Consider the following 25,459-nt stretch of genomic DNA (forward strand, 5'->3'; position numbering starts at 1 on the left):
CTTGACGCATGGCCTGGCGTGGCCTTCATTTCTCTAAACGATTAGGAGAAGTGATATGACCTTTCCGACATTTTTTCAACTGAGTCGTAACGCTATCAGCCCAACCAGTTCAGGCGAGTCTGAGGGCTCTCTGAGCTATTGGGTGTTCTGTTGCGTGGAACAAAGAGACGCAAACCTCAAACCTCTGTCGCCGTCGCCGTCGGCGCGCAAGCGCTTTGCCGTGATGTGCAGAGAAGCTATCGGGGATGACCTTTTCGAAACTCTGGCGCAAGTACACGACCTAGGGGGAATGTCCCCGGTCAAGCTAATCGACGTGAGCGAGAACTCTCTATACATCATCTTGGATGCATGTGTTGCCAGCAGCACAGTCGCTTCAATCGAGTCCATTTGGTTGAAGGCTATAGGGGCTGAAGATGGCCACTGGTCTGTGCGTTTTGCCAGTGAACGCGAGGTTTGGTCAGGTCGCTCTGATTACGCTTTTTTGTCGGCAGCCAAGGAGGTTCTGGAGTCAAACGAGCTGGGATTCATACCGAACAATTTTGCGACGTCAGATGGCTGCAGCTATGAGAAAGCCGCGAGCGATGACCTTGAGGCACATTCCTCGTTTGAACAAACGGTGCACGCACCCTTACCGCCTTCAGTCATGGAATCTTTTTCCTCAGCCGTCCGGATGTCTTTGAATCATCAGACTCCTGAAATGACTGAACACTACCTACGTACGAGTGCGTGGGAAAAAAAACAAAAGCACAGTTTCTCAAAGACAATCGCTTTGCAGGTGATTAGCGGTTTGCGCTTACCAGAAGAGCCAGTGCAATGGCCGCTTGCAGAAGATCCATCCTCCGGATCCTTAGAAAATGACATCCTCATCAAGAAGCTGAAGGCTACAGTCGGGCACCAAAGCCTGCCGAATATCTCTGATTACGTGTCCTTTCCTGCGCAAATCGGGGTATGTCCGAATGATTTTTCGTCGAGGATGGCGAAGCTATATCGGAAGGAGGTTAAAGCGAAGAGATCTAAGCCGCTGCCTTAGGTGCCGTAGTAAAAAACATACTCGCCATTGGCACAATGCTGCGGAATTGCGAAGCCCCTGTCGTCTTTATAAAAAGCAACCAGCTGGTAGGAAGCCGTCATGCCCATTACAGACATCTTTCACGCTGAATCCGATCCCGTTGAGCCAGAGCACTGCCGCATTCCTCGAGCGCTAGCGCAGTCCTATCTCTCTGACATCCAGGCTCGCTTAGGGCATAGGAGCGCAAAAACGATTGAGCAAAACCTCCATTCTTTTATTAATTTTCTTAACTTTTGTGAGTCACACGCTCCGCAACTGATCGGACGGTGTTTGAATGAGCCTGAACACCACCCGACTGAGCCAAATAGCTGGCCACATAGGGAGTGCGCCCGCTGTGGGAATGCAATGATTCCGTTGCGTTCGAAGCTCACTGACATGCCGAAGTAGTATTCCCCAGTAACGCTCCCGGGACTGCTTTCAGAACATGAAAACTTCCTCAATGCCTCCGCTCACAGCGCAAGATGTCTGCCAGGTGCTCAGAGACATCATCCTCGAGCGTCGCACCGTGAAGAGAGCATGCGCACAGTCTTGGGACGAAGTTTTCGCAGGGCTTTTCCACATCGAAGTCGGGGGTTGGCAACTCGTTTTCTTCAACGATTGCTGCGAGCTCGATTACTGCGATGAGTGCATCAGCCCTGATGGCCGATGTTGGTCATTCGCGAGTGTCGGCAGTGACGGTATTGACCCAATTTTTTTGCTGAGCACCGAGGAACGGGCAGCGTTAGAGCAGCTTCTTCAACAACTGTAAACCGTGCCCCCTTCTCCCGCTCTGCTCTGACGGAAAAGCGATCATCCCTGTTTGTTTCATCCGAAAGAGAATGCCTCTAACAGAGCCATTGGCAGTGGGACACCAAACAAGGCAAAGGAAGTCTAATCGTGAACAACAACTACGTTGACCAAGCTAAAGGCCTTCTCTCTGAGATTGGCGTACACCAGCTTTCGGAAGGTCTATGGGCATTCACGGATGTTCACATTGCCAGCCAAGCCTACATCCACCACTCGCGAGAACCAGTAGCCCTGGCTGCCTACGCAGCAGTTAACGCCACGTTTGCTGCTGGACGTTTCCCTGGCTGGGCGCTGGTCGACATGGTGAACAAAGTACCTTGCATGGATGGTATTGAGCACACGGCGCTGGCGATGGTTTGCGGAGCTTCAATCCCTACATTTCCCAGTGCATCAGAACGTGGAAATATTTTTGGGCAAGCAGTACGGGGAATCGTAGAGTCTTACTCGCTTGAGGGTTGTTTTGAGCACGTCGAACGCGCCTACGGCAGTCCAGGCTGGCATTACAACTTGCGACCTCGCGGTTTCGATTGGGCTGGCGGAGAAGAGCCCGTCCCCGAATCCTTGAGAGCAATGCGCAATAGCTATCGCGCAATGTCGCCGCTGCAACAGATCATGGTTTTAACGATCATGCACTTGTACAACCAGGGTAAAGACAAGACATATCTGACTGGGGGCTGTCCGACGAAAATTGTTGCCGTCGAGGCAATGGAGATCCTTCGAAGAAATGGGTCGGCGTTCTCGGCCTGGGGCCACATGGTTACTCATTATGCGGGCTGGTGAGAGGCCATGGTTTTGGGCGTGCCCCTGGTCGGGGACGGCTGTCGTGAACCAAGCCCTGGCGCGAAGCGCCGGTCTTGGCCCTACGGGCTTACATCCGCACGCCTGCGCGCTCCGCTTGCCTGCGCCCCTCCTCGCCTTCTGAGGTCTGTAACGTAGTTTTGTGCGCTGTAACGTAAGCAGTGTTACAGAGCACAAAATGACGTTACAGAGCATTGATCGCCTGGCTGCTGGAGCCATTCACGAGTGCAGTAATTCATAACGTTTTCGTTCAGAACACTGAAGGATCAATTTAGTCGTCGGTCAGAAGTGGCCATACTGCTCGATGTAGATGGATTGATAAATTCGGTCATCACAGACCAGTTATTACAGATATGGTGGAGCATGGAATCAGTCACATCGAACGCGGAAAACGCTGTACTTGGCAAAGCATTTTTCCGGGCTGGCGAAGGGCTGGGTCTTGATGACGATGAACTATCAGCAGTCTTGGACGAGCATGTTTCCACGGTGTTGCTTCTACGCAATGGACATGAACTGCTTCAACCGGGTACTGAAGCTTGGAACCGGGCCTTGCTTTTCGTTGGGTTGTATCAGTCACTGCTTGCGGTCGCGGGAAACGAGCAAAATGCAAAGATCTGGCTAAGCAGCGAGAATCGTGGCCTGAGTGGTCGACCACGTGACCTCATCGCATGCCGGACGGGACTGGAGCAAGTCGTCCAATATCTGGCTGCTACTCGCTCACTCATTTGACACATCCGGCTGAGCCAGGCTGGTGGGCAATGCACAACGACTAACCGCAGAGTGTTGAGTCTATGGCTGTCTCGAGTTGACGGGGGTTCGCTATTTATCGAACGCAAATGATGCCCCACTACAGCTTGATCACTTCAAGCTCAATCGACGCCCTGTAGGTTTCTGGCATGTTGTTTTCGACATTAAAATCTACAACCACTCCGAGCACCAGCTCGAGCTCATCTTGCATGTCGGCGATGTCAAACAGCGAAATCTGACCGGCCATGGCCTCTGGAATGGTCGCTAGCAAATCGAGATCACTTCCCTCTTCATCTTCTCCACGTGCTGTCGATCCGAAAATCCCAGGAGCCACAAATCCGTATGACTCGATGATTTTTCGCATCTCATCCGTCTTACCTTTAATGGCATCAGAAGGTTTCATTTAAGGAAAGCTCTCGGGTAGTGGCTCAACCGACATAGATCGCGCTGCGTTAGTGACAATCAGCTTATCAGCGTTGACACCTCTTTCACTCACACACGAGGAGCACACGAGCTCAACTGATGAGGCCACACGACAGGCTGGACGAAAAAGCCAGGACATTTTCCGCCCCTTCGCTGAAGATGCGTTCCATGGTTCATGGACAACGGAGCGCGTTATGAAAATGTTCGAGCGATGCATGGCTCTTTTCTTGAAGGACAAAAGACCAAGCTCAGAGCAAGCGAGAGATCGCGCGTTCATAGCGTCTCTCAACAATCTGAAATCTCTTCGCGTTACGCCAGACGGCGGCATGTCGATTGATCCCAACGAGATTCGAGAGAAAGTGATAGCGAGTCGACAGTCACTCAAGCGATTCGTGCGATGACCATTACGGTTCATTCAGTGTCCACGCAGCCGAGCCAAGGCTCGAAGGAGCGATAGCAGGACAGCAATGGCATCGTGCTCAGCGACCTTATGGTGCATTGCGCTGGGGCGGCCAAATTCATACTCGTTTTTCAGGCAAAAAAAAGCCCCAATGAAGGGACTTTTTCGACTTGCAATACGATCCGTGCTGGCGTCCCCGGAAGCTACGACCAGAATTGGCACCGTCAATGCAATTGAGATAACTGTATATTCATACATAGTTATCGTCAAGCAAAAATTTGGGACAGGTCTAAACGCGGAAAACGATCGCGCTCAGGCTCAGACAACCACTCCCCTTTCCAGCCTGCCTATCAGCTCCAAGACAGCGTTTGTTTCTACCCTCGTCCCCAACATGTCCAGAGGCCGCTTCAGCCCTAGACCTTGCACCGGCGAGCTCATCCATTTTGCGGCAGCGACCGTATCGTTTTCAAACAGAGAAAGGGCTTCCTCGAACACCGTAATTAATGCGACCAGGCGATCGCTTTTCGCAGTGTTGAAGCGACCAGCTTTTGCCCTCCCCGCCAACGTCGGAGATACAGCTAGCTTCGGTACACTCTGCGCTGGCATCAATGATGCTAATCCCGTCATCGAGCATTTGCACCTTTAGCGGCGATGGCCGCATTCAATTGACAATCGTATGGTCGGCTATCACGATTCGGGAGGTGACCAAGCCTCGCAGCCCCTAGGAAGGAACCATAACTGATGAGTCGGCGAAATTTTTCTGATCTACGAATACCCTCTACGCTTCCCGTTGAACTTGCTTCTGATCTGTGTGGCACTCGCTTCGAGTCGGAGCAACTCTACCGTTTGTGCCTTCCGAGCAACTCGACTGGCAGATTGATGCGCCTTACAGGTGGTGAGTTGGAAGGTCTGCTAACCACGACAGTGATGGGGCCAAATGGGATTGAGGGAACTGCAGGCTTAAAGCCCGTAGCCGTAACATCTATTAGCCCGTTGCTCACCCTTCGGCATCTCCAGTTAATGTCAGACTGCATAGAGGGCCTGACAGGCGATTTGAACCGCCTGCATAGGCAAATCTACGAGCACTTCCACGCTGATGTCGAAAGCTCAATTACCGCTCTGGCCGACATTGCTCCTCGGATTGACGAGGCGCTTCTGAATGATCCTTATCGGACAGCACTATTGACTGAGGTTCGAAGAGTTAAAGGTCTGCTGTGGAAAGGTTTTGAGCTGGAGTTGAAAGATTTTTCGAGGATAGTCGATGGGATGTGCGATTCCCTAAGGAACTCGCAATATTCAAATGCCTGCATTAATAATATTTCTTATCTGGGCAAGTCGGACTCATTCTCGATATTAACCTTGCTTTCGATATGTGAATTGTTTGAGATCATGCTTTTCGGTTCTTTTTCTGAAAACATGATGCAAGCAAGTTCGAAAACCTTAGGCGACCAGCGAAACAAAGTCCTGTCAATAGTTAGTCGATATTATGATGGTGTAGTAAGTCATCTTGATGGTATGGATGAGTATAATAGGTACAGCGACAGAGGGCGTGACTGGCATGAAGCCAGAGTCAAGGAGCATTCAGATAATTTAGAGAAGGCCCGAAAAGAGTTCGATTCGGTAAGACAGCCATCTGCTCTTTTGGAAGCATTGTTGAATGGTGATGCAACTAAGGCTGAGGAACTTTGGTTTTTTATTCGGGATGGCAGGATTAATATGTCATCTGGGCGGCCTTTCACAAGCGCGAGCGTCAAAATGCTGAAGAAAGGCGAGTAGAAAAAGTCGTGGATCTGAACTGCACAAGGTGAGCCAATGGCTCACCTCTATGATCAGGTGAAAAGTGCAGTGTGGCTATGCGCCTGTGTAGGTAAATTCAAGTTTGGCGCTGTATAGGCGTTCTTGAGGAATTTGCTCATTTGCTGGGGCTTGGGTTCTGGAACCACGAATGACCTGGCCCGTACGAAGGCGAACTGCGGAACATGTGGAAGCCAGCACAGCAGGAAGACCTCTGGTTCCACGGTGGTAACCTGCATCAATCACGGCATGATTCGCTGTATCTGGCGCTGCAGTTAACCGTGGCGCCCTCCACTAGCGGTAGCTCGTCAATCATGGCCACTGTCCTTGCGCGCATCGGGCGCCAAACATCTCTGGCGCTTGTCCAGTCGGCAATGTCTTGAAGACACTGGCCCGCTATCGACACATCTTCCACACACTCGAAAATACCAGTTTCGTAAACGGCTGAAATATCGAGATTGAAATCGTCAGAAAAATCCTCTTTCCAGCCCAATATCCGGTCTAAATGGGAGACCCTCAACCGAACATTGGAATGCAACGCAATCAGTTGTTGATATACCTCATATCGTCGGACGTCTGAGATTTCCTCGCTCGCAGCAGCAATCCATCCATCGAATAATTGTGTCATCTCTTCCATCTGGTCGAAGGTTTGACGAGCAGTGTTTCCAATGGCACAGCAAGACTCAACAAATAACCGCTTCATCCGGCCGTGCTGATGCTCGTCTTCATGCATGAAGTCCGCTGGGGATTTCGGGGTCGCGAAGTGTCGTGTCCAGGCTGTAACGAAGCTTCTCGGTGACATTGCATCACCTGACCATTCGTAGTTCTTCAGAACATCCGCAGGGGTAATTAGTCCAGCTTTTACTGCCATGGCCATCGACTCAAGTGCCGTCTCCATCGCCGAGGTGGCGTTGCTGACCATGTACGTTTCTTTCGTCATCCTCGAAGCGAAACCGTCAATTTCATAGGATAGGTCTCGCGACGGCCTCAAGAAGTCGTCACCAGATTTAAGAGGAGGATCAAATTGATAACTGCAAAGAGGAGTGCGTAGCCAATCTGCGCTTTCCTGGGTATGGGCATCAATATCCGCAGGCAAACAGTTGCGGGCACCATCCTTTGCGCAAATGAACCCGCTATCATGAAAGACCTGTGCGACAAATTGCGAACACACAGTTCCCTGCTGGTTCTTAAAGGTTTCAGAGGGGTTATGAAGGGCGAGAACTGAGTAGCGCTGACCAAAATAATACCTCGCCCGAAGCATTAGGATCTCGCGACGGCCTTCGTCGAGAGATTGAAGCCTCGCCACCGATGATTCGCGGATATCGTACTGATCTCTTACTTCACACCATGCTCTGATCTCAACCCCTTCACCGGGAACGGCGTGGATGATGCGATAAGGTGTAAGAACCAACGCAACGTGCGTATATCGTGCAGACGTACCTCTCACGACCGATTGATACCCAAGGTTGAGTGAGCGTGTTTTACTATCACCAGACAGCAGTAAAATGTCCCCAGGACTAGCGTCCCAGGTCATGGTTGCATCATTATCCATAGAGTTGGAACTCTTATTTTTGCATGAAAAACTGATAGCAGATGGAGCGACAGAGGCCGGAAGGGTCACTTGATAACCATAATGCCTTTCGGTGTTTCTGTGCCAGCCGGTATGCTGCCGATCGCAGGCGACTTTAGCCTTTGAGCTTTCGTGACTTCCACGAAATACCATGCACCGCTTCGCTCGTTTCGAAATCTACACTTGTTGCATGACAAGCGCTTCAAGCATGGATAGTGTCAGCGCCATGAATGCCTCAAAACCAGCCCTCCCCGACTCGATTCCTCCGTCAATGCTGGCGAGCGCAGACTTGCTTGTAACGAAGTCAGCTTTCCTGGCCGGCATGGTCGCGCCTGAAACCGCTGCGTCCTTGAGCAGACTGTTGATGGACACTGACGCCCGTTTTTCAAGGATCATCGACGGCTACCACACAGAGCCTGAAGCTCTGAAGAATGCACTGAACTCAGCGAACCCGCAGTCCATGCTGGAGACGGTACCAGAGCTTCGTCGACGTATCGTAGCGGCGCTAGCCCACCACTATCGCCTTCTACAAACTCCAGCTGGGAATGGGGTTGTGGCGAGAATGATCGCTCACCAGCATTTGGCTCAGCTCCGGTTACATCCGCAACTCTGGTCACTTTCTCGCGGCTTGGCCCGTAGGCAAGAGGAGTATCACGCTGCCCTGAACACTACTGATAGCACTCAAGATGTTCAGCTTGCTGGTGGTGCCCAGCGATCTTACAAAGCCCTTCTCGGCTTCATCGACTTCATGCTTGATGTCTGCCATGAAGAAGTGGACTACATAACTACCGCTCTGAGTCGTCACCAGCTTCGTGATTCCGTTGCCCATGCGTACAGAACAAACTTGCGATTGACGGAAGCAGGCGTCAGCCCAGAAACGATGTCGGCGCTCCTAGCGCTCTTAATTCAAGGCTCACTACCCCGCACCGAATTCGTAACCTTTACCGGTCTTCCACGTGAGTCAGCGAGCGACCAGCTCAACCGGCTGCTCAACCTCGGCATCGTTGTGAGCCCGCCATCTAACCTCCAAAGGCTGGAGGTAGGCTTACCAGCCTGGTTTGCCCAGGATCTCCTTCCCGGCTTTCATTTAGCATGAGCTTTACGTTAAGCCGGGCCAATAGCCCGGAGGAAGGTAAAGTATTGGTCGCCAATACCAACGCACTCAACATTTTATGTTGGATCTATAGCTCGCAAACCGTTGAAATTGATTTAAATTGGACAGAGGCCTGTTGCCTTGCCAACGCATAGAATTGTTTTATACCTTCCGCGTTTTCATTTTTTAGATTTTTGATGAGTTCCCCCGCTTGGCTTGTGTATTGCCGAGCAAGCTCTCTGTATGCAGAAAAAAGAGTGAGCGATGAGTTAGCAGTCATCCACACTGTAGAGTTTTGGGGAAATACTTGGCACCCCGACTTTTTGGGGTTCCAGCTATTTAACAACAACGCGGCAGCGTCGCAGTTAAGCAGGGGAATTCTTGATCCTGCTTCATTTGTTTCGGCCTGAGAAACGCCGCAGCTTTTCAAATGCACACCTTCAACTTGCCGTGCCCGATAAGCTGGGAGATTGATTGCCGGTTTAACCACCAGCAGCCGTGTTTCCAAGTCTGAAAGATTTTCACAGGAGTTGTCATCATTGATTTGGCCGTAACTTCGTATGCATCCAACTAGAACAGGGAAGTAAAAAGGCCATCTATGAATATCGTAGCCTTTATTTTTCTCTACCACTCCACAATGTGTTTTGAAATCCTTCAGTCCTGGAATGGCCACATGTCCAATCCTACCATTTCGCAACCGAGTATCAAGGGCGCAAAGATCTGCGAAATTCCCATCCGGATCAGAGGCGGCATCTGCGAGAATAATATTACGAACGTCTCTTTTAAATAATGAATAGACACCTAGATTCTCACCGTTACCACCATCGATTAGACGAATGAATGAGGATCGAACCCTATCCTGCGTTTCCTCACTGTTGGATGCGTCCGTCATATAACGAGCGTAGGCTCCATCAGTCCAATAAAAAGGAATCGGAAGCCATCTGTGTAAAGCAAAACGTGAGTCTGAAACGTTATAATTTTGAATGTCGATTCCCCAGTCCATCGCTGCAAGGTGGAGGCCTGCACCTATGAAGCCCCGTTTAATAGGAGACTTGTAAACCAGCTGGTTTGCATCCATGAATGCCGCCGACGAAGCAACGGCGTCCACCACTGTCATATCATGCAATGAGACAGGTGCTGACACATAGCCATATCGACCCGAACCGTGGCTGACCGCCGTCATTTCGAACATATCGCTGTTTGTTGTATCCTCTTCGCCGAATGCCCACCACCCCAGTCCACTTCTTGATTTTGGAGCCGCTGCGTTAATAACCCAAAACGGCACTTCGGATTGCTTCTTAAGTTTAAGCAGGCCGCTTCTAAGCTCTGAGAAAGTCATGTCCTTCGGGGCGACGTCAAATCGATTGTTGCTGCAATCAGTCGCATACCCCTTTTTATTAGCATCGCAGGAAATCTTGAAGGACTTTTCACCTTCGGCGTATTCTAATGCGTTAACGTCACTTATGGTTGCTCCATAGGCAACCCCAATGCCATTGCGATAAGCACGCGCGGACGGGGAGTTGTTCACACCGGTATCAAACAGTGTATTGGTCACGAAGCTAAGAGGAACTGCAGGCACAGTGCCCAGCAACGCAAACGGTGCAATCCCAAAATCCTCCGATGTTCTTTTCGTTGAACAAACACCGGGACTAAATAAATCTTGCTCACACCTCAAAAAAGCTTGATATTTATTATTTCCATCACCCCGAGGGGCAACTGAGTAACGCAACGCATTAGGCAAACATATACCGTGCCTCTTAGCTGCTTCGCGAACGCCACCTTCAAGCGCGCTTGAATCAATTAACATTATGCAATCGCGAAATAGATCCTCCGTGGACGGTACTGGCCCAATTTGGTCTTTTTCGCGAGTGACTGGAAAAATTCGGTGAGCATAGTAAAAGTACGCAGCGTAGCTGCCTCCTGAAACGCTACTGATGAAGTCAGCAGAGTCCAGTAAGCCTTGATCTGCAAGACCGGCTAAAACGCCAATAGCGAACGATGAAGCTTTACTACCACCCCCTGAAAGCGCGATACCTAATGCAGGTCTATTGCCAGCATTATAGGTAAAGGGGCTTTCCAATGTATTCCTGAGAATTTTCTCCTGTCCCGAAAATGCCTGTGCTTCTAGCCTCAAGATGGTCATTTTTTCAGGTCGGCTCATCACTTCAGTGTGAGGTGTTTTATTTGGTTCTGGCTTTGTTACGCACACCCAACTGGAACTAAACTCAGGAGGTTGGCTGTCGGGATCAGCGCTTGCATTGGCTCTCGCCTGAGCCAACACTTCATCGTTACAAGACTGTAAAGGGAAGGAAACTCCGCGCGTTCCCGGAGCGAGTCGATAACTGACACACCCACTTAACAACCCAATCACCAATATTCCCGTAATCAATCGTGATTCCATGGAAATCGGGTCAAACCCGCCTCTGTCCGTGACCGATAGCTTAGGTAATGAGACGGTCATTATCGTTAGGTTTAGCAGAAGCGGCGAAGGTTACTAGATCGGGTAGTGCATTTAGTCCTAGATATTCTATTTCTACTTAATCTGAGTCGAATTTGGTGAAAGAGGAAGATAACCGCGCTCAAGCGCGAACGAGCGATAGCCAATGTAGCTTGAGCTCCAGGAACCAAACAACTGTTTGATAAACCTATTACAGGTGCTCCTCTCTCCAGTCCGCCAATCAAGAGGAAGACAGCTTTCGTTTCCGCCTTCGTCCTCCACAGGTCTAGTAAGCGCTTTGAACCAAACTCTCATACCGGCGAGCGCATCCATTCCGTTGCTGCCGCAACATTATCGTCGAACAGAGAGTGGGCGCCCTCACAGACAGAAGCTTAGCCGGGCCTGTTGGCCCGAAGCCTCGACTTAGGGAATTGGTTCAACACGGCACTTACCAGCTTCATGCGATGAGAAGCATGATGCTTCGTCATAAATTGTCTCAGCTTAGCGATCAATTAGGACTTTGATAGCCAGGCGCGAACATGGAACTCTCTACGCCATAAAGAGCCAATGGATCTTTTAGCCATAGACGGTAGGCCTTATCTGCAATGCTGTGGTCTGCCGAACAGTCCACGTGATACTGCTGCAAAACGTACCCTGCCATAGCAGCTCGTACACGCAACTTAAGCACCCCATCCTGCATATCGTAGTCACGCTTTACGATCTCTGTTGAGTCTTTATCGGGATGAGGGACAAGAGGAAGCTCGAGCATTCGATTCCACTGATCATCATGCCTCGGCATTTCTTCGTCTCTAGCTCTTTCCCTCATTTGAATCTCGGCGTGCCCGACTCTCGTTAGAACGAAGTCCGCGAATTTTTCACGTTTCCGATCAAACGCCCGGACGTGCCAGCGCAGACCGTCACAACCGATAGCGAATGGTACGATTTCCCGCTCAGACTGGCCTGAGCTAGAGGTGTAGCTGATCTTAACAACCCGTTTGAGGTGAATCGCCCTCGTGATCGGTGCTAAAACTTCCACCTTCGGCTTACTAAGAAGCGATACAGATTCGTGCGCGATCAGCGGCTTCTCATCTGAGTCGAGGCCATACCCGAATCCCTGCGAAAGGGCATTGAGAACTCGCTCTGGTGAGTGGGCGATCAGAGGCGAAAAGGTATCTCGAATCACATAGTGCTTGGTCACTGAGTCAAGCTCGGTATTCTCAGGTGCAACCTCCCGATACTGGCCGAAATCCCGAGTTGCAGCTGCCCCACCTACCCCAAACCTATCCATGAGATCCATCCGCGAGACGGAGCCTGTGAAATACAGGCGGAAGTCTATGTACACCAGACGTTCCCGTTGCGCCTGGCTGTACTCGCTTAAATCAATCATATGCTCTCCGTCTAACCATCCAATGTCTTACCGTCTTGCTGTCTTGCTGTCTTGCTGTCTTGCTGTCTTGCCGTCTTGCCGTCTTGCCGTCTTGCTGATCATGCCAGCGCGTAATCGGCCTATCGTCCATCATAGCACATAAGGATTTGACGTAATCAAAATGATGATGATAGGATTCGCATATAGTTGTTACTGATCAGTATTTCTATCACCTGAAGCGATATCAAAAGGGTAGTTAGGATGCAATGACGGAACGCCAGAAACAAAAAGGCCGGTCAAGGTACGAACTTGACCGGCCTTAGGGAAAAGACATCTGAACATGCTCCAGATGTCTCTCGCGCTTTGTTGAGAAGCTTTGCGATGGTAGCCCCTGTGGGCTCCTTTCGCAAGGGAGCGAGTTTTGTGTTCGAGCCACCTCAGTAGGAGACATTTTATGTCCCAGCTTGAGATGTTCGAAAAACCCGACGAGGAAGGCGAGGTCATCTACCGCATGACCATCACCACCAAATCGGGGAAGGTGATTCGACGTGCGAACGGTCAGCCGTTCCGTATCGTCATTCGCCCCAAAGCGGCCAAATAATTTGACCGCTTAACAGAGCTCAGGGCACAGCCGTGCCCTGCACTCCCTCGCTCCCAAAAGAAGGATTTTGATGAGCTTAGATTTCTACGATCGCGAACGTACGCCGATAGCGTATACGGATGACAATGAGCATTTGTATGCTTACTGCGGTCGTCCAGTAGCCTACATCTACGAAGGCTCCATCTATTCCTATCCAGGCCGCCATCTCGGAAGCATCTCTGACGGTGTGATCCGCGACAACCATGGCCACATCGTGCTCTACACAGCAGAGTCCAGGGGCGGCGCGATGAAGGGAATGCTTCTACCAGTGCCACCTAAGGGCCTCAAGCAGATGCGATACCTCAAATGTCGAAGGCGCCCTAAGCCTGAGAGGCTATTTCGGCACTCCTTTTGGTCGCATATCCCAAGTCAGCAGTTTTTCTCTTGATCAGGCTATTTCTTCCTCCCACTTGGATCTGTTAAGCGAGGTGGCAGTGCAGCTGCCGCTTGGTAACCCCTAAGAAGATTTGAGACGCCCCCTTTATTGGAATTAGAGGCTTGCGATGGAAGACCTCGCTACAAAAATCATCCCACTTGTACAGACGCTTATACCTGGCTTTCTCACCACCATGATTTTCTATTGGCTGGCAGATGTTAAAAAGCCTGAGCAGTTCGAGCGCACGGTACAGGCGCTCATAAGTACAGGTCTCATAACGATGCTGGTGTCAGGCATCAAGGTTTTATTGATTTACATAGGAGCACACTATTTCCAACTCGGGCAGTGGTCGGGTCAAGTAGAGGGTGTCTGGGGTATAGGCTTGGCTGTGTCTCTGGGCTTGCTCCTGGCGTTCGCATCGAACCACGACTATCTCTACAGATTTGGCAGGTGGCTGACCCTGACATCTCGCTCTTCATACCCGGAGTGGATTTACGCATTCCGTAAGCGTGAAGGTCGGAGCGTGGTGCTTACCCTGCTAGATGGTCGTCGATTATTCGGGTACCCCGCCGTATGGCCAACCGAGCCTAAAGAGGGCCATTTCCTCATTACACAGCCAAGCTGGATGAGCGAGAACAATGAGTGGGTGGACACGCCTGGGATCGAGAGCTATCTGATTGCCAACAGTGATGTCTATCTAGTCGAATTTTTGGAGTAGGAGACCGAAAGTGAAAAGCGAAAATGAGCCTAGGCAACACGTGTTCGAGCAGCGAACTGGTAATGAGGGAATGAATGTAAACCCTCCTGCACCGGCTAACATTCGTCCGGCAGCACCACCACCTGCGCCCCCTAAAGCACCTAAAAAATAGAGGTCGAAATGTACGAGGAAAGAGGCATATCGCCCCAACCACGCAAGCCGAGTGGCGGACAATCAAATCCACCCAAGCCATTCGCTCAACGCCCGGCCACTCCCCCTAAGGCCCCTCCACCACCCACCAAAAGGTAGTCCGATGACAAACCAATCTGGCGGAAAAGTTCATGTGAATGACGGTATAAGTAAGCAGACAACTAGCCAAAGGCCAGCTGCTCCACCCCCGCCGCCACCGCCTCCAAAACGCTAAAGATCATCTTGTGCCTTTGTGGCGGGGACGCTGATGTGTCCCCACCTGAATACTTGTTATGCAGGCACACCCGCCCAAACATGATCGTTTTCGCGGTGAGAGTACCTTGGTTTGCTGACCCCAAGAATGGAAGATGCGACTTTTGCACTGATAGCCCCGGAGCAGCTCTAATCGGTTCGATGGTAAGCCTCCTTGTTATCAGAATAAGGGGGATCAGAATCTCGCCATTCGTTGGAACGCTTCAAAAAATGTTTTGAGGTAGGCCTCACTGGCGAAGCCAAACCCAGCCGTGACCAACGGGGCTCTGAACTCCGCGAGAGACATTTCCTCAGACAGCCGTCTTCTGGCCGCCCGCACCGTACCTAAACGCCCGTGAATCCAGTGCCGAAATTGATTTTTTTGGATGGCATCAGTCAACGAAGCCTCATTCACGTCACGGTGCTTGAAAAGTTGAAGTAAGCAGAACAGCTCAAAGCGTTCATAAAGCTGGATTGGGTCGGATACGCCGGCGAAGCTTGTCGACCAAGCTGGAGTGAGAATTTCAGCCAAGCGGTCATAAATCGATCTGGAAGTGCCACCGTCCAAGGTCTCCCAGACTTGGCTACCTGTGAGATCCTCAAGGTAGTAAGGCGAGAGTTCCTCTATGAGTGGGATTCTCACACTGGTTTGGTTGGCAATGGGATGCTCCATCAGCGCATACAAGTCGGATAAGCGGCCTGCCCTTGTTAATCCTAGGCCGTATCCGTAAAAAACGAGAGCGGCTGGGTAACGCTTTAGCTCAATCCAGCCTTGATGGCCTAGACCTCTGGCGTAAGCCTTAGATAACAGAGTCTGGATCACCTCAAGCATTAGGTCGTGTTCGTGCTGGGAGCCCCAGCGTCCGACTACACCGGCGAGACGCACCAACGGCTCAGATGCGGCTTCGTAGCGCAGCACCCAGTCTCCAAATTCTCCAGACTCGTCGCCGTCTAAGTTATACATCTCAGCCAAATGAGTTGTGGCGCGCTCGACCTCGTTGACGACCAGGTCATCGAACTGAATGCGATACTCAGGTTTCGACAGGTATCGCTTTGCCAGGGAAATCGTAAGCTCAATGCTAGACAGGTTGGGCTGGCGGAATTGTTTGATGGTTGAGACTTTTGCAATGAGTGCCTGGAAGAAAGTGTCAGCGTCCGGGGCAATCGCCATGTTGGCCTTCCGGTGGGAAACCAACTCTTGGGCGCGCTCTGAGAGTTTCCCACGAGTTAGCCAGTAGGAGGAGTAGCGTCTGTTAGGCGCACGTAGTATTGCCGCACGAAGAGCGCGATCCCATTCCCCCGACCACCCGGCAACGATCAAGCCGAACTCATCAAAAATTCTGTCGAGCAAGCCATCGAAGACCTGGGGATATTCGCTGAGCTCGGAGTCTGTGTTGAGAATGCGAGCATCCTTGAAATCGCCGTGAAGCTTGAGGATGTAGCAATTTGTGTGGGTCAGCGGTTCAGCGCCCGCAAAACCATCGGCTGAACTCACGACGGTTGGCTCTATCCCCACATCACGCAGCGCATTCTCCATCAGACGATCAAAATTGGTTGTAATGATCACACGCACGTGGCCGGTCTTCACTAAGTCAGCAATCGCGCGGTGAGCCGATGTTGGCAACTTGAGACCTTGCTCACGCTCATCTTCGGAGGGTTTGAGAAAGCTCTCAATGATGGCTTGCCGTTCTTTAGGCGTGCTCGCCAGTTCTTCCAACAACGTCGAGTAGTTAGGCTGCTGTTCGCGCTGCTCGACGTACCAGCGATGCCAGTCATCTTGCTCTCCCGCGCCAGCGGCAATCCCAGCACGTCGTATCAACTCGAGTGTTATCTCCCATCCTGTAGGTATGCCCGCACTCCGTGAAACTCCTGACCCCAACAGCACCGCATAAACGCCGGGATTCTCAGACATGGAGAACGCGAGCTGGGTCGTAGAGTCCGTGTTGGTGATGCTCATGTGAAAATCCTTAATCAGTAAGCGTCGGGGCTTGCGCTAGTTAGCACCGGTTTCAGGCGAGTTCAAACCCTAACCCAGTAAGCGTTTCTTTCTCATCGGCCTTCAGTTTCTTCACTGCCCAGATAAGCATGTGGCGTGGACGTGAACTCGCCACGTAAGCGAACCTCGCGCCTTCGGATGCTGGGTCGGCCAGCCACTCTTTCCAATGAGAAAGGTGAATGCCTTTTTGAAGCGATGACACGACCACCGTTGCATCGTGAGTCTCGCCTTTGACTTGATGGATGGTCTCGTAGCGTAGAACATCCGCGACAGGTTGTTGAGCAACCGCTTGGTTAAGGCGGACGGAAAGTGCTATGTCACCCTGCTTCGCGGGTGATCGAAGTTCCAGCACCCTAAGCGGCTCAAGATCACCGCTGATTTCATCCAACACGAAAGCCTGATCGGGCAAGTTACGCATAGTTTTTTTTGCTACTGCCGCCCACTCCTTCCACGTCAGATTCGTATCTGCAGCGCCGGCGGCAACCAAGTGCTTCAAGCAATGGTGAATAAAATTCCGCCAGGCGAGCTTGGACTCGATTGCTACCGGGCAGTGTCCGCCTCTATCAGGATGGTTGAAGCTCTACTGCGATATGTCGCGCCGCCTCTGGCGGATGGCTGTCGTAAACCGAGCCGTATCAAGCTACGTCTCGGCACTCAGGGCTGACATCCTGCACGCCTGCGCGCTCTGCTTGCCTCAGCGAGGAACATCGAGTCGCTAACATTCTTGTGTTCGAGGCCGACAGATATGTGCTGGACGATTTCGATGATCGTGCACAGCAATGAATATCCTGAAAAGCGTGGAGTCTATCTTGTTAAGAAAGCTTGTCTCAGTTCTGTCATCACTAAAAAATCGCTCCGCAATTCGAAACATGGTATCGATCGGCGCCCTCTTCGCCTTCGTTGGCTTTTTGAGTGACAGCTCCTCCATCATATCTTTCGTCAATCAGTTACGAGGCGAAGACAAGGCACCACTAACCGTTGTCCGAGCAAGGCTAAAGCCTTTCAGAATCAGCCCAGTAGCTCCAGAGAACCAAGATTACGTCTTTGTTCAACTACAGCTTAGGAACTACGGAAATGATCCCGTATACCTGACTTCGGCGAAAATAGAAGTCACCAAAAGCAATACGGCAAAGGTCGGTAAAGCCGCTGTGACCGGGATGTGTGCATTGACAGATAATCCGAACGCCAACACGCCCATCAAGGTTGAACCAGGTGCAAGTATTTGGGTTCGAGTGTCAGACAGCATTCACCTACAGGGCTTGTCTGCCTGGCTGACTGAAGAAACGCTTAAAGACATTCACGTCCCCACTCCTGAAGACCCATCCACCATCACCGAGAACTTCTTTGTCGATGAGGTAAATCGGAAATTTGGCGAGCTCTACGGCCCCAATGCGGCTCTTAAGGTCACTGTTTATTCAGGGAATCGCAAAGAACTGCAGACGTTTAGTTTTAGGCTAGCCGAAGGAAAAGACATATTTTCCAAAGATGGAAGCCTCCAGCAGGACTGGTTCATTGCCAACTGGATGTATCCTAGATGGCGGCCGGCTGGTGTAGGTGCATCCTGTGAAGATGAGCCAAGCTAACAGCATTGTGACGTAGATGATCCTGCCGTTCGCGGTTGACCCATTTTTTGATAAGTGATTTCGAACCGATGAAAGCAGTGCAGTGGACAGTGTTTATCGACATGCTGGGTTTCAAGAAGCTCAATTCGTCAGTGACAACGGATGAGCAGGCCCAGGATCTCATTGACTTTATGACCACCAATCGAGACATCCTCGTAGGTCATGAAGCAGCGCTATCAGAAGGGTATAAAAGGGGAAGTGGTTTTAACCCCTACGACTGGTATGACGTCAAAAGCGCTTTTATCTCAGACTCCATCGTAGTGACGTTCAAGCCGAAAGAGGTTCCGTCGGAGAAGGATGCTGGAAAGGTTCTGATGCACTCCGCAAATATACTGATGCTCTTAACCATGCGATTGGGCTTGATGATGCATCGATGCCTACAGGAAAAAGAGATCACCTTCCGAGGCGGTATCTCCACCGAATACTGTGATATCAGTGATAGTTTTGCCGTTGGCGCAGGCCTCAGCGCGGCAAATGAAGCGGAAGGCAAGGCCAAGTATGCCCGTCTTGCATTGGCGGATGATGTTCTGAACAACGCGAGGCTGATGAAGGAAGTTCGACAGCTATTCAAGCGGATGTACGGTGATTCGCAGTTCCTGGTTGAAGAGAAGGGGGTCACCTATGTGAATTCTCTTGACTTGATGCTGGCGGGCACGGATGTCAATTCACCATGCGTAGCGAATGCAGTGGGTAATCTTGCGGGCCGAACGGCGATTATAGCAATGCGAGAGCAATGTGAAGATTTCCTCACGGCTCAGAGGAAGCTGGTGATCGACTCGATCCGAGCATTTTATGCTGCATACCGCAAAAACTATTCGGACGAGAAGCTCCGAGCGGTCAATCGCGGCGTGCTCAAGAAGTATTTTTGGCTTCGCAAATACCACAATACCACCGTGAAAAATCGTCGATACATCGACTTTCTCATTTGACTTAACAGTACAACCACAACGCGGCATCGAAATGATGACTAACTGAAAATTCCTTGTGCTGCCTCAAGAGATTTTTCAGGAAATCTGCCAAGGCCCTAACTCGCTGAAGAAAGCATCATACAGATGCGATGCCCGCACCTCGTACTACTACGCTCCCGCCAAGCAGACTCAGTCGATCCTCATTTTCGAAGAAGCTTGAGCGCCCAGTGTTGTACGGCTATCGCAGCAACCGTGACGATGATGGCCTGTTGGAGGAGCTCGAAGGGTACCCTGGATGATCTATACCTAGGTACTAGCTAACCCTGTAGATGCACGCCACAGCGGAAGCAGAGGTGCCATCGACCGAAAGCAATCTACCGAATATTTCGGCATCCACCTCTCTCTGTTTACTCATTTGACGCGTGAGTATGTCTTGCCCGCAATAACGCTTCGGATCTGCTCAACCGTCGCTCCAGTCCGCTCGGCAATCTCGTCAGAAGAGTGCTTGGAAGACAGGTCTCGTATGGCCACGATCTGCGATGTCGAAAGACGGTCGGAGCGGCTACAAATCTGGGCGGCAGCCCATGTATCGTCCTGCCATCTATCGGTAATACTAATAGGAGGAAGGCTTTTGCGTTTATGCGTGTGAAGCCATTCGCCGATCGTACGATCCCGATCATCTGGCATAGCAATCACACCTTTGTCGAGAATGGAGTGTTCTCTAAGATAGCGTAGGCCGGCTCTCCCGCCAGGGATCATATTGAGGCGCCTCTCATCTTCCCAGTGGCCATTGATCAAAAAATCTTCGCCATTGTAAAGTGCTTCAAGGTCATCAGTGATCGCCATCACCTTATGGTGAATATACGTAATATGCCCCGCCGCCCTCTCCTCTCTGAACTTTCGATGGAACAGCAACTGGCTGCCTTTCTCCACTGCTCGCAAGTGCTCGGCCCATCTCGTTTGCCACCGCCGCTTTGTGATACCAACGTAGAAGAATCCATCGTTGGGGTATGAATTTCCCATACCAAAAATATGCTGGTAAAGCGCATATGCTTTATCAGGCCACTGCTGAGGCGAGAGTAGATAATGGGCCGGGATGGAAAAGATCATGCTGGGAGATTTAACGCCAGAAACATGCCCTGACAACTGAAGCCTGAAGGCCGCTTTTATGAGCGCCTCATCAGTCACAACATCCAGACGTATTTCCGGGGTAGCCGCGATCTCGTTTTCAGCAATTGGGCGCCCTGATGTGAACTCTCTGGCGCCAACGAACCTGTGGCCTTCTCTGACCGTTTGCTGAGGAGCAATGAAAATGGGGCGGCTGCCAAGCGCGATGAGGTGGACAGCTGGGATGGCCTGGCCGGGAAACAGTCTGATCGCTTGATCAGGGTTTCGAGCCACGTTAAGCCAATACTGCCCATAGGGACTTTTGCACCAAGTCGACAGAGCCTTCTCTACTTCACTCAACCGACGGTGCATTGACTTCGGCGCCAGGTGCTGCCACCAAAGTCGATTCAGCGTAACCATCGGATGCTCCTATTCATGAACTGCTCTTTACCTGCCGGGTACGGACAGTACGCAAAAGCACGTTACCATTGCCGACTCAGAAGCAATGGAGACCACACGTGAGAAAGCCACCAATGAAAATCATCATTGAAGAATGGGACGGTGACGGTGCGATTCGAATTCCGGACGAAGCGCTGCAGGAGCTCGAACTTGATGTCGGCGATTCTGTGTACCTGATAGAAGAATTTGTCGGCAACACGCGCTGCCTTGTCCTATCAAAAAAGCCTCAAATCACGGATCGGATTGACGAGCTCACTGAAGCCTGGAATAGCGAACAGCGCGGCAGCCTCGAAGACAAATGAGGAAGGCATAAAATACTTCGCTGAACCACTACATCAGGCTGAACTTCAGAGTCCTCCGCCAAGCCGGAAACGCATACCTGGACACATCACCTGAAGGCGCGAGATCGAGCCGGGCTTAAGCCAGAAGGAGCGACCTCCCCATTGACATCACTTCACACCACAGCTTAGCTATGGCTGCCATTCGGAATGAACGCGAATCGAATCACCATATCCTGTGGGGCTATGTGATTGCAGCTAAGAGTCCTTGCCTCAGTTCACTCGGTTGCGCCCGCTGCGCTTGGCTAGATAGAGCGCATCATCGGCACGAGTCAGAAGGCTTTCCACATCGTCACCCGCTTTGGCGAGGGCGACACCCAAGGACGCAGTTACAGTGTCTAGCACTTCATCCGTGCCACGAACCTTGATCCGCAACGCCTGAATTTTCAGGCGCAGTTGCTCAGCAAAAGCATGAGCACTGGTGAGATCAAAACACTCTCGCAGGACTACACAGAACTCTTCACCACCATAGCGTGCCGCCAGGGCCTGAGGCGGGATTGAGTTCCGTAACACCTGACCAACATGCTCAAGTACGCGGTCGCCTAAAGGATGGCCATACCGGTCATTGAACTGCTTGAAATGATCAATATCCAACATGACCAATGCCACCCCATGAGGAGCGTTGATCAATGCATGTTCCAGCAAGCGAGTGAAGGTAGCTCGGTTCAACACCTTGGTCAGACCATCCAAAGATGCAGCCAGTTGGGCTCGCTCGAGCTTGTCTCTCAGACTCTTGATTTCATTTTGCGCTGAGTGCAGTTGGGAGAGGAAAAGCTCTTGCTGATCCTGCATGACCTGGGTGCTCTGTTGCAGCTCACTCAGAATGGCGGGCAACCTCTGGTCGACCGGCTCCGCGAGCATTTCCATGCAATGGCCAAGACTGGCTTGAAAGTTGGCACTGCCATTCACGCTACGCGAGACATTACGCTCCATGTCGTCAACCAGATTGATCGCTTGCTGTTGCCCTGCGCGCGCCTCCTCCAATTCGTCACGAATGATGTAGTCGCGAAAAAGCTTCGTAGCAGATTCTGGAGGGAAACAGTCGAAGTCTTTGACCACCCTGTCCAGATGGCGATTAAGCTCTGGCTCCTGACCTTTGCTGTAGGTGTACCAGAGAGCATAGTGAACGGGATTTGGTGGAATGTTGTGACGCACCATCAGTGGTACGGCCTGCTTCAGCAAAGCCGCCGCCTCGCGGGAGTCCTCTGGATACAGCGTTAGGGCAGTCGCACGCGTCTCTGATTGGCTCATAACGTCACTGTAGTTAGTTTTTTGTTGGCATATATGAAGTCGGGGGCAGCATATCCTTACGTACACCAAGAGGCCATACATAATGTATGCCTACTACCTGTTGGACTAGAATAGGCCGAACTCGACTACAGCAATTTGCTGATGAAATAGTCCCAGCTACCAGCTGACGCCATCGGTTGGTTTACTTACGTAGAGGCCAACACCAATGATCAGCACGCTGGAAATCGAAAAGGGATCGTAGCTTTGTACTCTCTCACTGCCGGCGTTCCTGTCGATTACGGAATCATCCCAGCCGGTCAATACACCACTGCAGAATGGGATGCCCTTAAGGCCCAAAGCCTGAATGATCCGTGTGCATTCAAAATCCCCTACTGTGATTCACGCGCCTTGCTCAAGACAAGTATGAATGGCGTGCAATTCTTTGCTCACTACTTTGACGAGTCCGCCACAGCGCCGGAGACCTCTGGGCATAGTGAAGGTACCGATCGAACTTCATATGCGATCATAGATGGTCAGTTGCGATCCGTCGGCGCAGAAACTTGGTTGAAGCAGCCCATCGCCGCGCTGGTCGAGCGTGCTCGCAACGGGGTAGAAAACGAGACGCCGGTGGCCATCTATCTCAATGTTGAAGGAACTCCGGTGCTGGTCGCTGCAGCGCCACTGACGCCTGGCACCGACCCTCAGATCGAAGCGGATGACAGGCCTTCTTCGGTGCTGATATTCGTCGCCAAGATGGACGCCGCCAGATTGAGCAGCTTGGGCAGTGATTTTGGCATTAACAATTTGCGCGTCGCCCAAGGCGAAAACACACAGTTGAACCCGTCATATTTACCCTTGGGCAAGGCCGGAGCGGCGGGGGCCGTGCAATGGACGCCGGAGCGCCCTGGAGATCAGGTGCTCATCGTGGTCTTGCCGCTGATTGGTATCGCCGGGCTGATCATCGGGCTGGTGACCTGGATTCTAAGGCGGCGCGCCACGGACTCGGCGCGGGTCATTGATGCCAGTTACACTTCCTTGCAGCTCAGCCAGACTGCGCTGGCGGCCAGTGAAGCCCGGTTTCGCGACGTTGCTGAAGCTTCGTCCGACTGGATTTGGGAAATCGATTCCGCGTTACGTTTCACTTACTTGTCAGAACGCTTCGAGGCGGTGACGGGACTGCGTCGTGCCGATTGCATGGGGCGTCCCATCGATGAACTTCTGACCTCTGATCAAGGGCCGCTGTCGCAGTGGCTGAAAAATCATTCTCGACGGGCCCACGCCATTTTGCAGTGCAGTTATCAGGCTGGCGACGGGCAAGCCCGGATCAGCCGTCTTTCTGTGCGGGAGATGGAAGGGCAAGGGTATCGCGGCACGGCGAGTGATATCACCGAAGAAGTGGAGGCTCGCAGGCGTATTGAGTACCTATCACAACACGACGCGCTGACCGGCTTGGCGAACCGCACCCGCATGCAGGAGTTCCTCGACGGCAAGCTCAAGGCTGCGCCGACCCTCGACGAGCCGCTGGTGATGCTGAGCATAGATCTTGATCGCTTCAAACCAGTGAATGATTTGCTCGGGCATGCCGCTGGCGATCAAGTGCTTAACGAAGTATCCAAACGGCTGGGGCAATGCCTGCGCAACGATGATCTGGTCGCGCGAATAGGCGGCGATGAGTTTGTACTTGTGCTGGCCAACATGGTGTCCCAGGAAGAGGTTGAACACCTGTGCAAGCGCTTGATCGACTGCATCGAGCAGCCGTTTCAGGTCGAGGAACATGAACTCTTCATCAGTGCCAGCATCGGCATCGCCATGGCCCCGGCCGATGCCACCCAAGCCGACGAGTTGCTGCGTTATGCCGATATCGCGTTGTATGAAGCCAAGGATGCTGGACGCAATACGTGGCGCTTTTACGCCGGCGACATGAACGATCGAATCATCGATCGTCGCCAACTTGAAAGTGACCTGCGCCATGCCATTAAACATGGTGAGTTGCGGCTGCACTTCCAACCCCGCTACCAGATTGAAGGACTGCGGATGGCCGGTGCAGAAGCATTGGTGCGTTGGCAACACCCGCTGCGCGGGCTGTTATCGCCTGACGTGTTTATTTCCATTGCAGAAGAGACAGGCTTGATTCTACCGCTGAGCAACTGGGTTCTGCGCACCGCTTGCGTGGCGGCGTCGACATGGCCTGAAGAGATCTTTGTTTCAGTAAACCTGTCGTCAACTGAGTTTCAGCGCGGTCAACTGGTGTCCAGAGTGCAGGCGGTGCTAGAGGAGACCGGCTTGAGCCCGGGCCGTTTAGAGTTGGAGTTGACCGAGAGTGTGATGCTGGAAGACGCTAAGGGGGCTCTGCAGATAATGCACGACTTGAAAGCGCTGGGTGTACGACTAGCGATGGATGATTTCGGCACAGGCTATTCGTCATTAAGCTACCTGCGTTCGTTCCCCTTCGATGGGCTAAAGATCGATCGCAGCTTTGTCTCGGGACTGACAGCCAGCGGTGATGATCAGTCGATCGTTGAGGCTATCGTCGGCCTGGGGCGAGCGTTGTCGTTAACGGTGACGGCGGAGGGGGTGGAGACGATCGAGCAGCTCGAGGCGTTGCAGGTTGCGCATTGTGATGAGGTGCAGGGGTATTTCTTGAGTAGGCCCATAGATACACAGGCGATTGGGGAGCTGATTAGTATTGAGACAGAGCGTTTTACAGGCCGGATGGTTGTGCCTGATTCGAGTTCAACGGAACGTTCTTTCTAAGAGAATCGGTCAGGGGGCTTAATCTTGTCCACAAGCTGGCCTTGCCTTTCTCGATGCGTCGGATATCCCATGCGCTCGGCACACCTCTTCTGGTGTCTGACCTTCTGGCTGTTGTGGGAGTGGTAGTTTGAGATTGCTCAGCACAACGACCCACGCGTGATCGTCAGAGAGCCAAACGTTGTTCAAGCATTCGAAGCTCTTGCGCTCTCCATTCTCGATGCATTTGACCTCGTAGCGGATGTGGTACGGCTGCACGGTTACCGGGAGGCGCAAGTCAAAAGCTTTCAAAGCCGCTTCTAATTGTTCAATTTTTGATGTGTGTAAAAAGTCCACTAGGCGATCACCCTAGGCCTGGTGCACGCCGAGCAACCGGCACAAGTCAGCCTTGCGCATATCTCGCTCCATCAT

The 25,459-nt window shown here is 51.8% G+C and carries 22 protein-coding genes; 13 read left to right on the forward strand and 9 right to left on the reverse strand.

Annotated elements, in window-relative coordinates; all coding sequences use genetic code 11:
• Positions 1–55: 55 nt before the first annotated feature.
• From ACA048_RS23490 to ACA048_RS23505, 4 genes are all read left to right on the forward strand, one after another.
• Positions 56–1,030 carry a hypothetical protein gene (locus tag ACA048_RS23490; RefSeq protein ID WP_497626502.1) on the forward strand — a complete coding sequence of 325 codons (975 nt, stop codon included), beginning with the start codon at positions 56–58 and terminating at the stop codon, positions 1,028–1,030.
• A 478-nt stretch (positions 1,031–1,508) separates the two neighbouring features.
• Positions 1,509–1,817: a DUF7693 family protein gene (locus tag ACA048_RS23495; protein WP_497629922.1), complete on the forward strand. Its 309-nt coding sequence runs from the start codon at positions 1,509–1,511 to the stop codon at positions 1,815–1,817.
• A gap of 128 nt (positions 1,818–1,945) precedes the next feature.
• On the forward strand, positions 1,946–2,635 hold the full coding sequence (locus ACA048_RS23500) for a hypothetical protein (RefSeq protein ID WP_497626503.1): 690 nt from the start codon (positions 1,946–1,948) through the stop codon (positions 2,633–2,635).
• A 306-nt stretch (positions 2,636–2,941) separates the two neighbouring features.
• Complete coding sequence (locus ACA048_RS23505; RefSeq protein ID WP_497626504.1) at positions 2,942–3,382, forward strand: antitoxin Xre/MbcA/ParS toxin-binding domain-containing protein; 441 nt, start codon at positions 2,942–2,944, stop codon at positions 3,380–3,382.
• A 118-nt stretch (positions 3,383–3,500) separates the two neighbouring features.
• Here ACA048_RS23505 and ACA048_RS23510 read toward each other — a convergent pair whose 3' ends face one another.
• Together ACA048_RS23510 and ACA048_RS23515 are read right to left on the reverse strand one after the other, a co-directional pair.
• Positions 3,501–3,803, reverse strand: a complete 303-nt coding sequence (locus tag ACA048_RS23510; protein ID WP_497626505.1) for a nucleotidyltransferase family protein — start codon at positions 3,801–3,803, stop codon at positions 3,501–3,503.
• A gap of 738 nt (positions 3,804–4,541) precedes the next feature.
• Positions 4,542–4,850, reverse strand: a complete 309-nt coding sequence (locus ACA048_RS23515; protein ID WP_497626506.1) for an antitoxin Xre/MbcA/ParS toxin-binding domain-containing protein — start codon at positions 4,848–4,850, stop codon at positions 4,542–4,544.
• Positions 4,851–5,102: 252 nt separating this feature from the next.
• Between ACA048_RS23515 and ACA048_RS23520 the strand changes: the two genes are divergently transcribed.
• On the forward strand, positions 5,103–5,999 hold the full coding sequence (locus ACA048_RS23520; RefSeq protein ID WP_497626507.1) for a hypothetical protein: 897 nt from the start codon (positions 5,103–5,105) through the stop codon (positions 5,997–5,999).
• Positions 6,000–6,255: 256 nt separating this feature from the next.
• Here ACA048_RS23520 and ACA048_RS23525 read toward each other — a convergent pair whose 3' ends face one another.
• On the reverse strand, positions 6,256–7,740 hold the full coding sequence (locus ACA048_RS23525; RefSeq protein ID WP_497629954.1) for a hypothetical protein: 1,485 nt from the start codon (positions 7,738–7,740) through the stop codon (positions 6,256–6,258).
• 55 nt (positions 7,741–7,795) lie between these two features.
• Between ACA048_RS23525 and ACA048_RS23530 the strand changes: the two genes are divergently transcribed.
• Positions 7,796–8,683, forward strand: a complete 888-nt coding sequence (locus ACA048_RS23530; RefSeq protein WP_497626508.1) for a Fic family protein — start codon at positions 7,796–7,798, stop codon at positions 8,681–8,683.
• Between the two features lie 85 nt (positions 8,684–8,768).
• Here the strand turns inward: ACA048_RS23530 and ACA048_RS23535 are convergent, their stop codons facing one another.
• Positions 8,769–11,081, reverse strand: coding sequence for a hypothetical protein (locus ACA048_RS23535; protein WP_497626509.1), 2,313 nt, complete (start codon positions 11,079–11,081; stop codon positions 8,769–8,771).
• Between the two features lie 544 nt (positions 11,082–11,625).
• Positions 11,626–12,504, reverse strand: coding sequence for a helix-turn-helix transcriptional regulator (locus tag ACA048_RS23540; protein ID WP_497626510.1), 879 nt, complete (start codon positions 12,502–12,504; stop codon positions 11,626–11,628).
• A 433-nt stretch (positions 12,505–12,937) separates the two neighbouring features.
• Here ACA048_RS23540 and ACA048_RS23545 point away from each other — a divergent pair, with 433 nt between their 5' ends.
• The 3 genes from ACA048_RS23545 (at position 12,938) to ACA048_RS23555 (ending at position 14,217) form a co-directional block, all read left to right on the forward strand.
• Entirely contained in the window at positions 12,938–13,084 is a 147-nt protein-coding gene (locus ACA048_RS23545; RefSeq protein WP_339555579.1) for a hypothetical protein, read from the forward strand.
• Between the two features lie 70 nt (positions 13,085–13,154).
• Positions 13,155–13,511 carry a 4-fold beta flower protein gene (locus tag ACA048_RS23550; protein WP_497626511.1) on the forward strand — a complete coding sequence of 119 codons (357 nt, stop codon included), beginning with the start codon at positions 13,155–13,157 and terminating at the stop codon, positions 13,509–13,511.
• Between the two features lie 115 nt (positions 13,512–13,626).
• Complete coding sequence (locus ACA048_RS23555; protein WP_497626512.1) at positions 13,627–14,217, forward strand: DUF6338 family protein; 591 nt, start codon at positions 13,627–13,629, stop codon at positions 14,215–14,217.
• 616 nt (positions 14,218–14,833) lie between these two features.
• Here ACA048_RS23555 and ACA048_RS23560 read toward each other — a convergent pair.
• Entirely contained in the window at positions 14,834–16,594 is a 1,761-nt protein-coding gene (locus tag ACA048_RS23560; RefSeq protein ID WP_497626513.1) for an SIR2 family protein, read from the reverse strand.
• Between the two features lie 52 nt (positions 16,595–16,646).
• Positions 16,647–17,129, reverse strand: a complete 483-nt coding sequence (locus ACA048_RS23565) for a hypothetical protein (protein ID WP_497626514.1) — start codon at positions 17,127–17,129, stop codon at positions 16,647–16,649.
• A 283-nt stretch (positions 17,130–17,412) separates the two neighbouring features.
• Between ACA048_RS23565 and ACA048_RS23570 the strand changes: the two genes are divergently transcribed.
• Positions 17,413–18,216, forward strand: a complete 804-nt coding sequence (locus ACA048_RS23570; RefSeq protein WP_497626515.1) for a hypothetical protein — start codon at positions 17,413–17,415, stop codon at positions 18,214–18,216.
• A gap of 68 nt (positions 18,217–18,284) precedes the next feature.
• The gene (locus ACA048_RS23575) at positions 18,285–19,184 is read left to right on the forward strand and encodes a hypothetical protein (protein WP_497626516.1); all 900 of its coding nucleotides are present in this window, start codon (positions 18,285–18,287) and stop codon (positions 19,182–19,184) included.
• A 390-nt stretch (positions 19,185–19,574) separates the two neighbouring features.
• Here ACA048_RS23575 and ACA048_RS23580 read toward each other — a convergent pair whose 3' ends face one another.
• On the reverse strand, positions 19,575–20,690 hold the full coding sequence (locus tag ACA048_RS23580; protein ID WP_497626517.1) for a GIY-YIG nuclease family protein: 1,116 nt from the start codon (positions 20,688–20,690) through the stop codon (positions 19,575–19,577).
• 98 nt (positions 20,691–20,788) lie between these two features.
• Here ACA048_RS23580 and ACA048_RS23585 point away from each other — a divergent pair, with 98 nt between their 5' ends.
• Positions 20,789–21,031 (forward strand): AbrB/MazE/SpoVT family DNA-binding domain-containing protein, encoded by a 243-nt coding sequence (locus tag ACA048_RS23585; RefSeq protein ID WP_462034890.1) that lies wholly within the window; start codon positions 20,789–20,791, stop codon positions 21,029–21,031.
• Between the two features lie 249 nt (positions 21,032–21,280).
• Here ACA048_RS23585 and ACA048_RS23590 read toward each other — a convergent pair whose 3' ends face one another.
• Positions 21,281–22,318, reverse strand: a complete 1,038-nt coding sequence (locus ACA048_RS23590; protein WP_497626518.1) for a GGDEF domain-containing protein — start codon at positions 22,316–22,318, stop codon at positions 21,281–21,283.
• A 243-nt stretch (positions 22,319–22,561) separates the two neighbouring features.
• Between ACA048_RS23590 and ACA048_RS23595 the strand changes: the two genes are divergently transcribed.
• A complete protein-coding gene (locus tag ACA048_RS23595) occupies positions 22,562–25,051 on the forward strand; it encodes a putative bifunctional diguanylate cyclase/phosphodiesterase (protein ID WP_497626519.1) in 2,490 nt (829 codons plus the stop codon).
• The last annotated feature ends 408 nt before the right edge of the window (positions 25,052–25,459 follow it).

The organism is Pseudomonas sp. LBUM1659 (assembly GCF_059716045.1).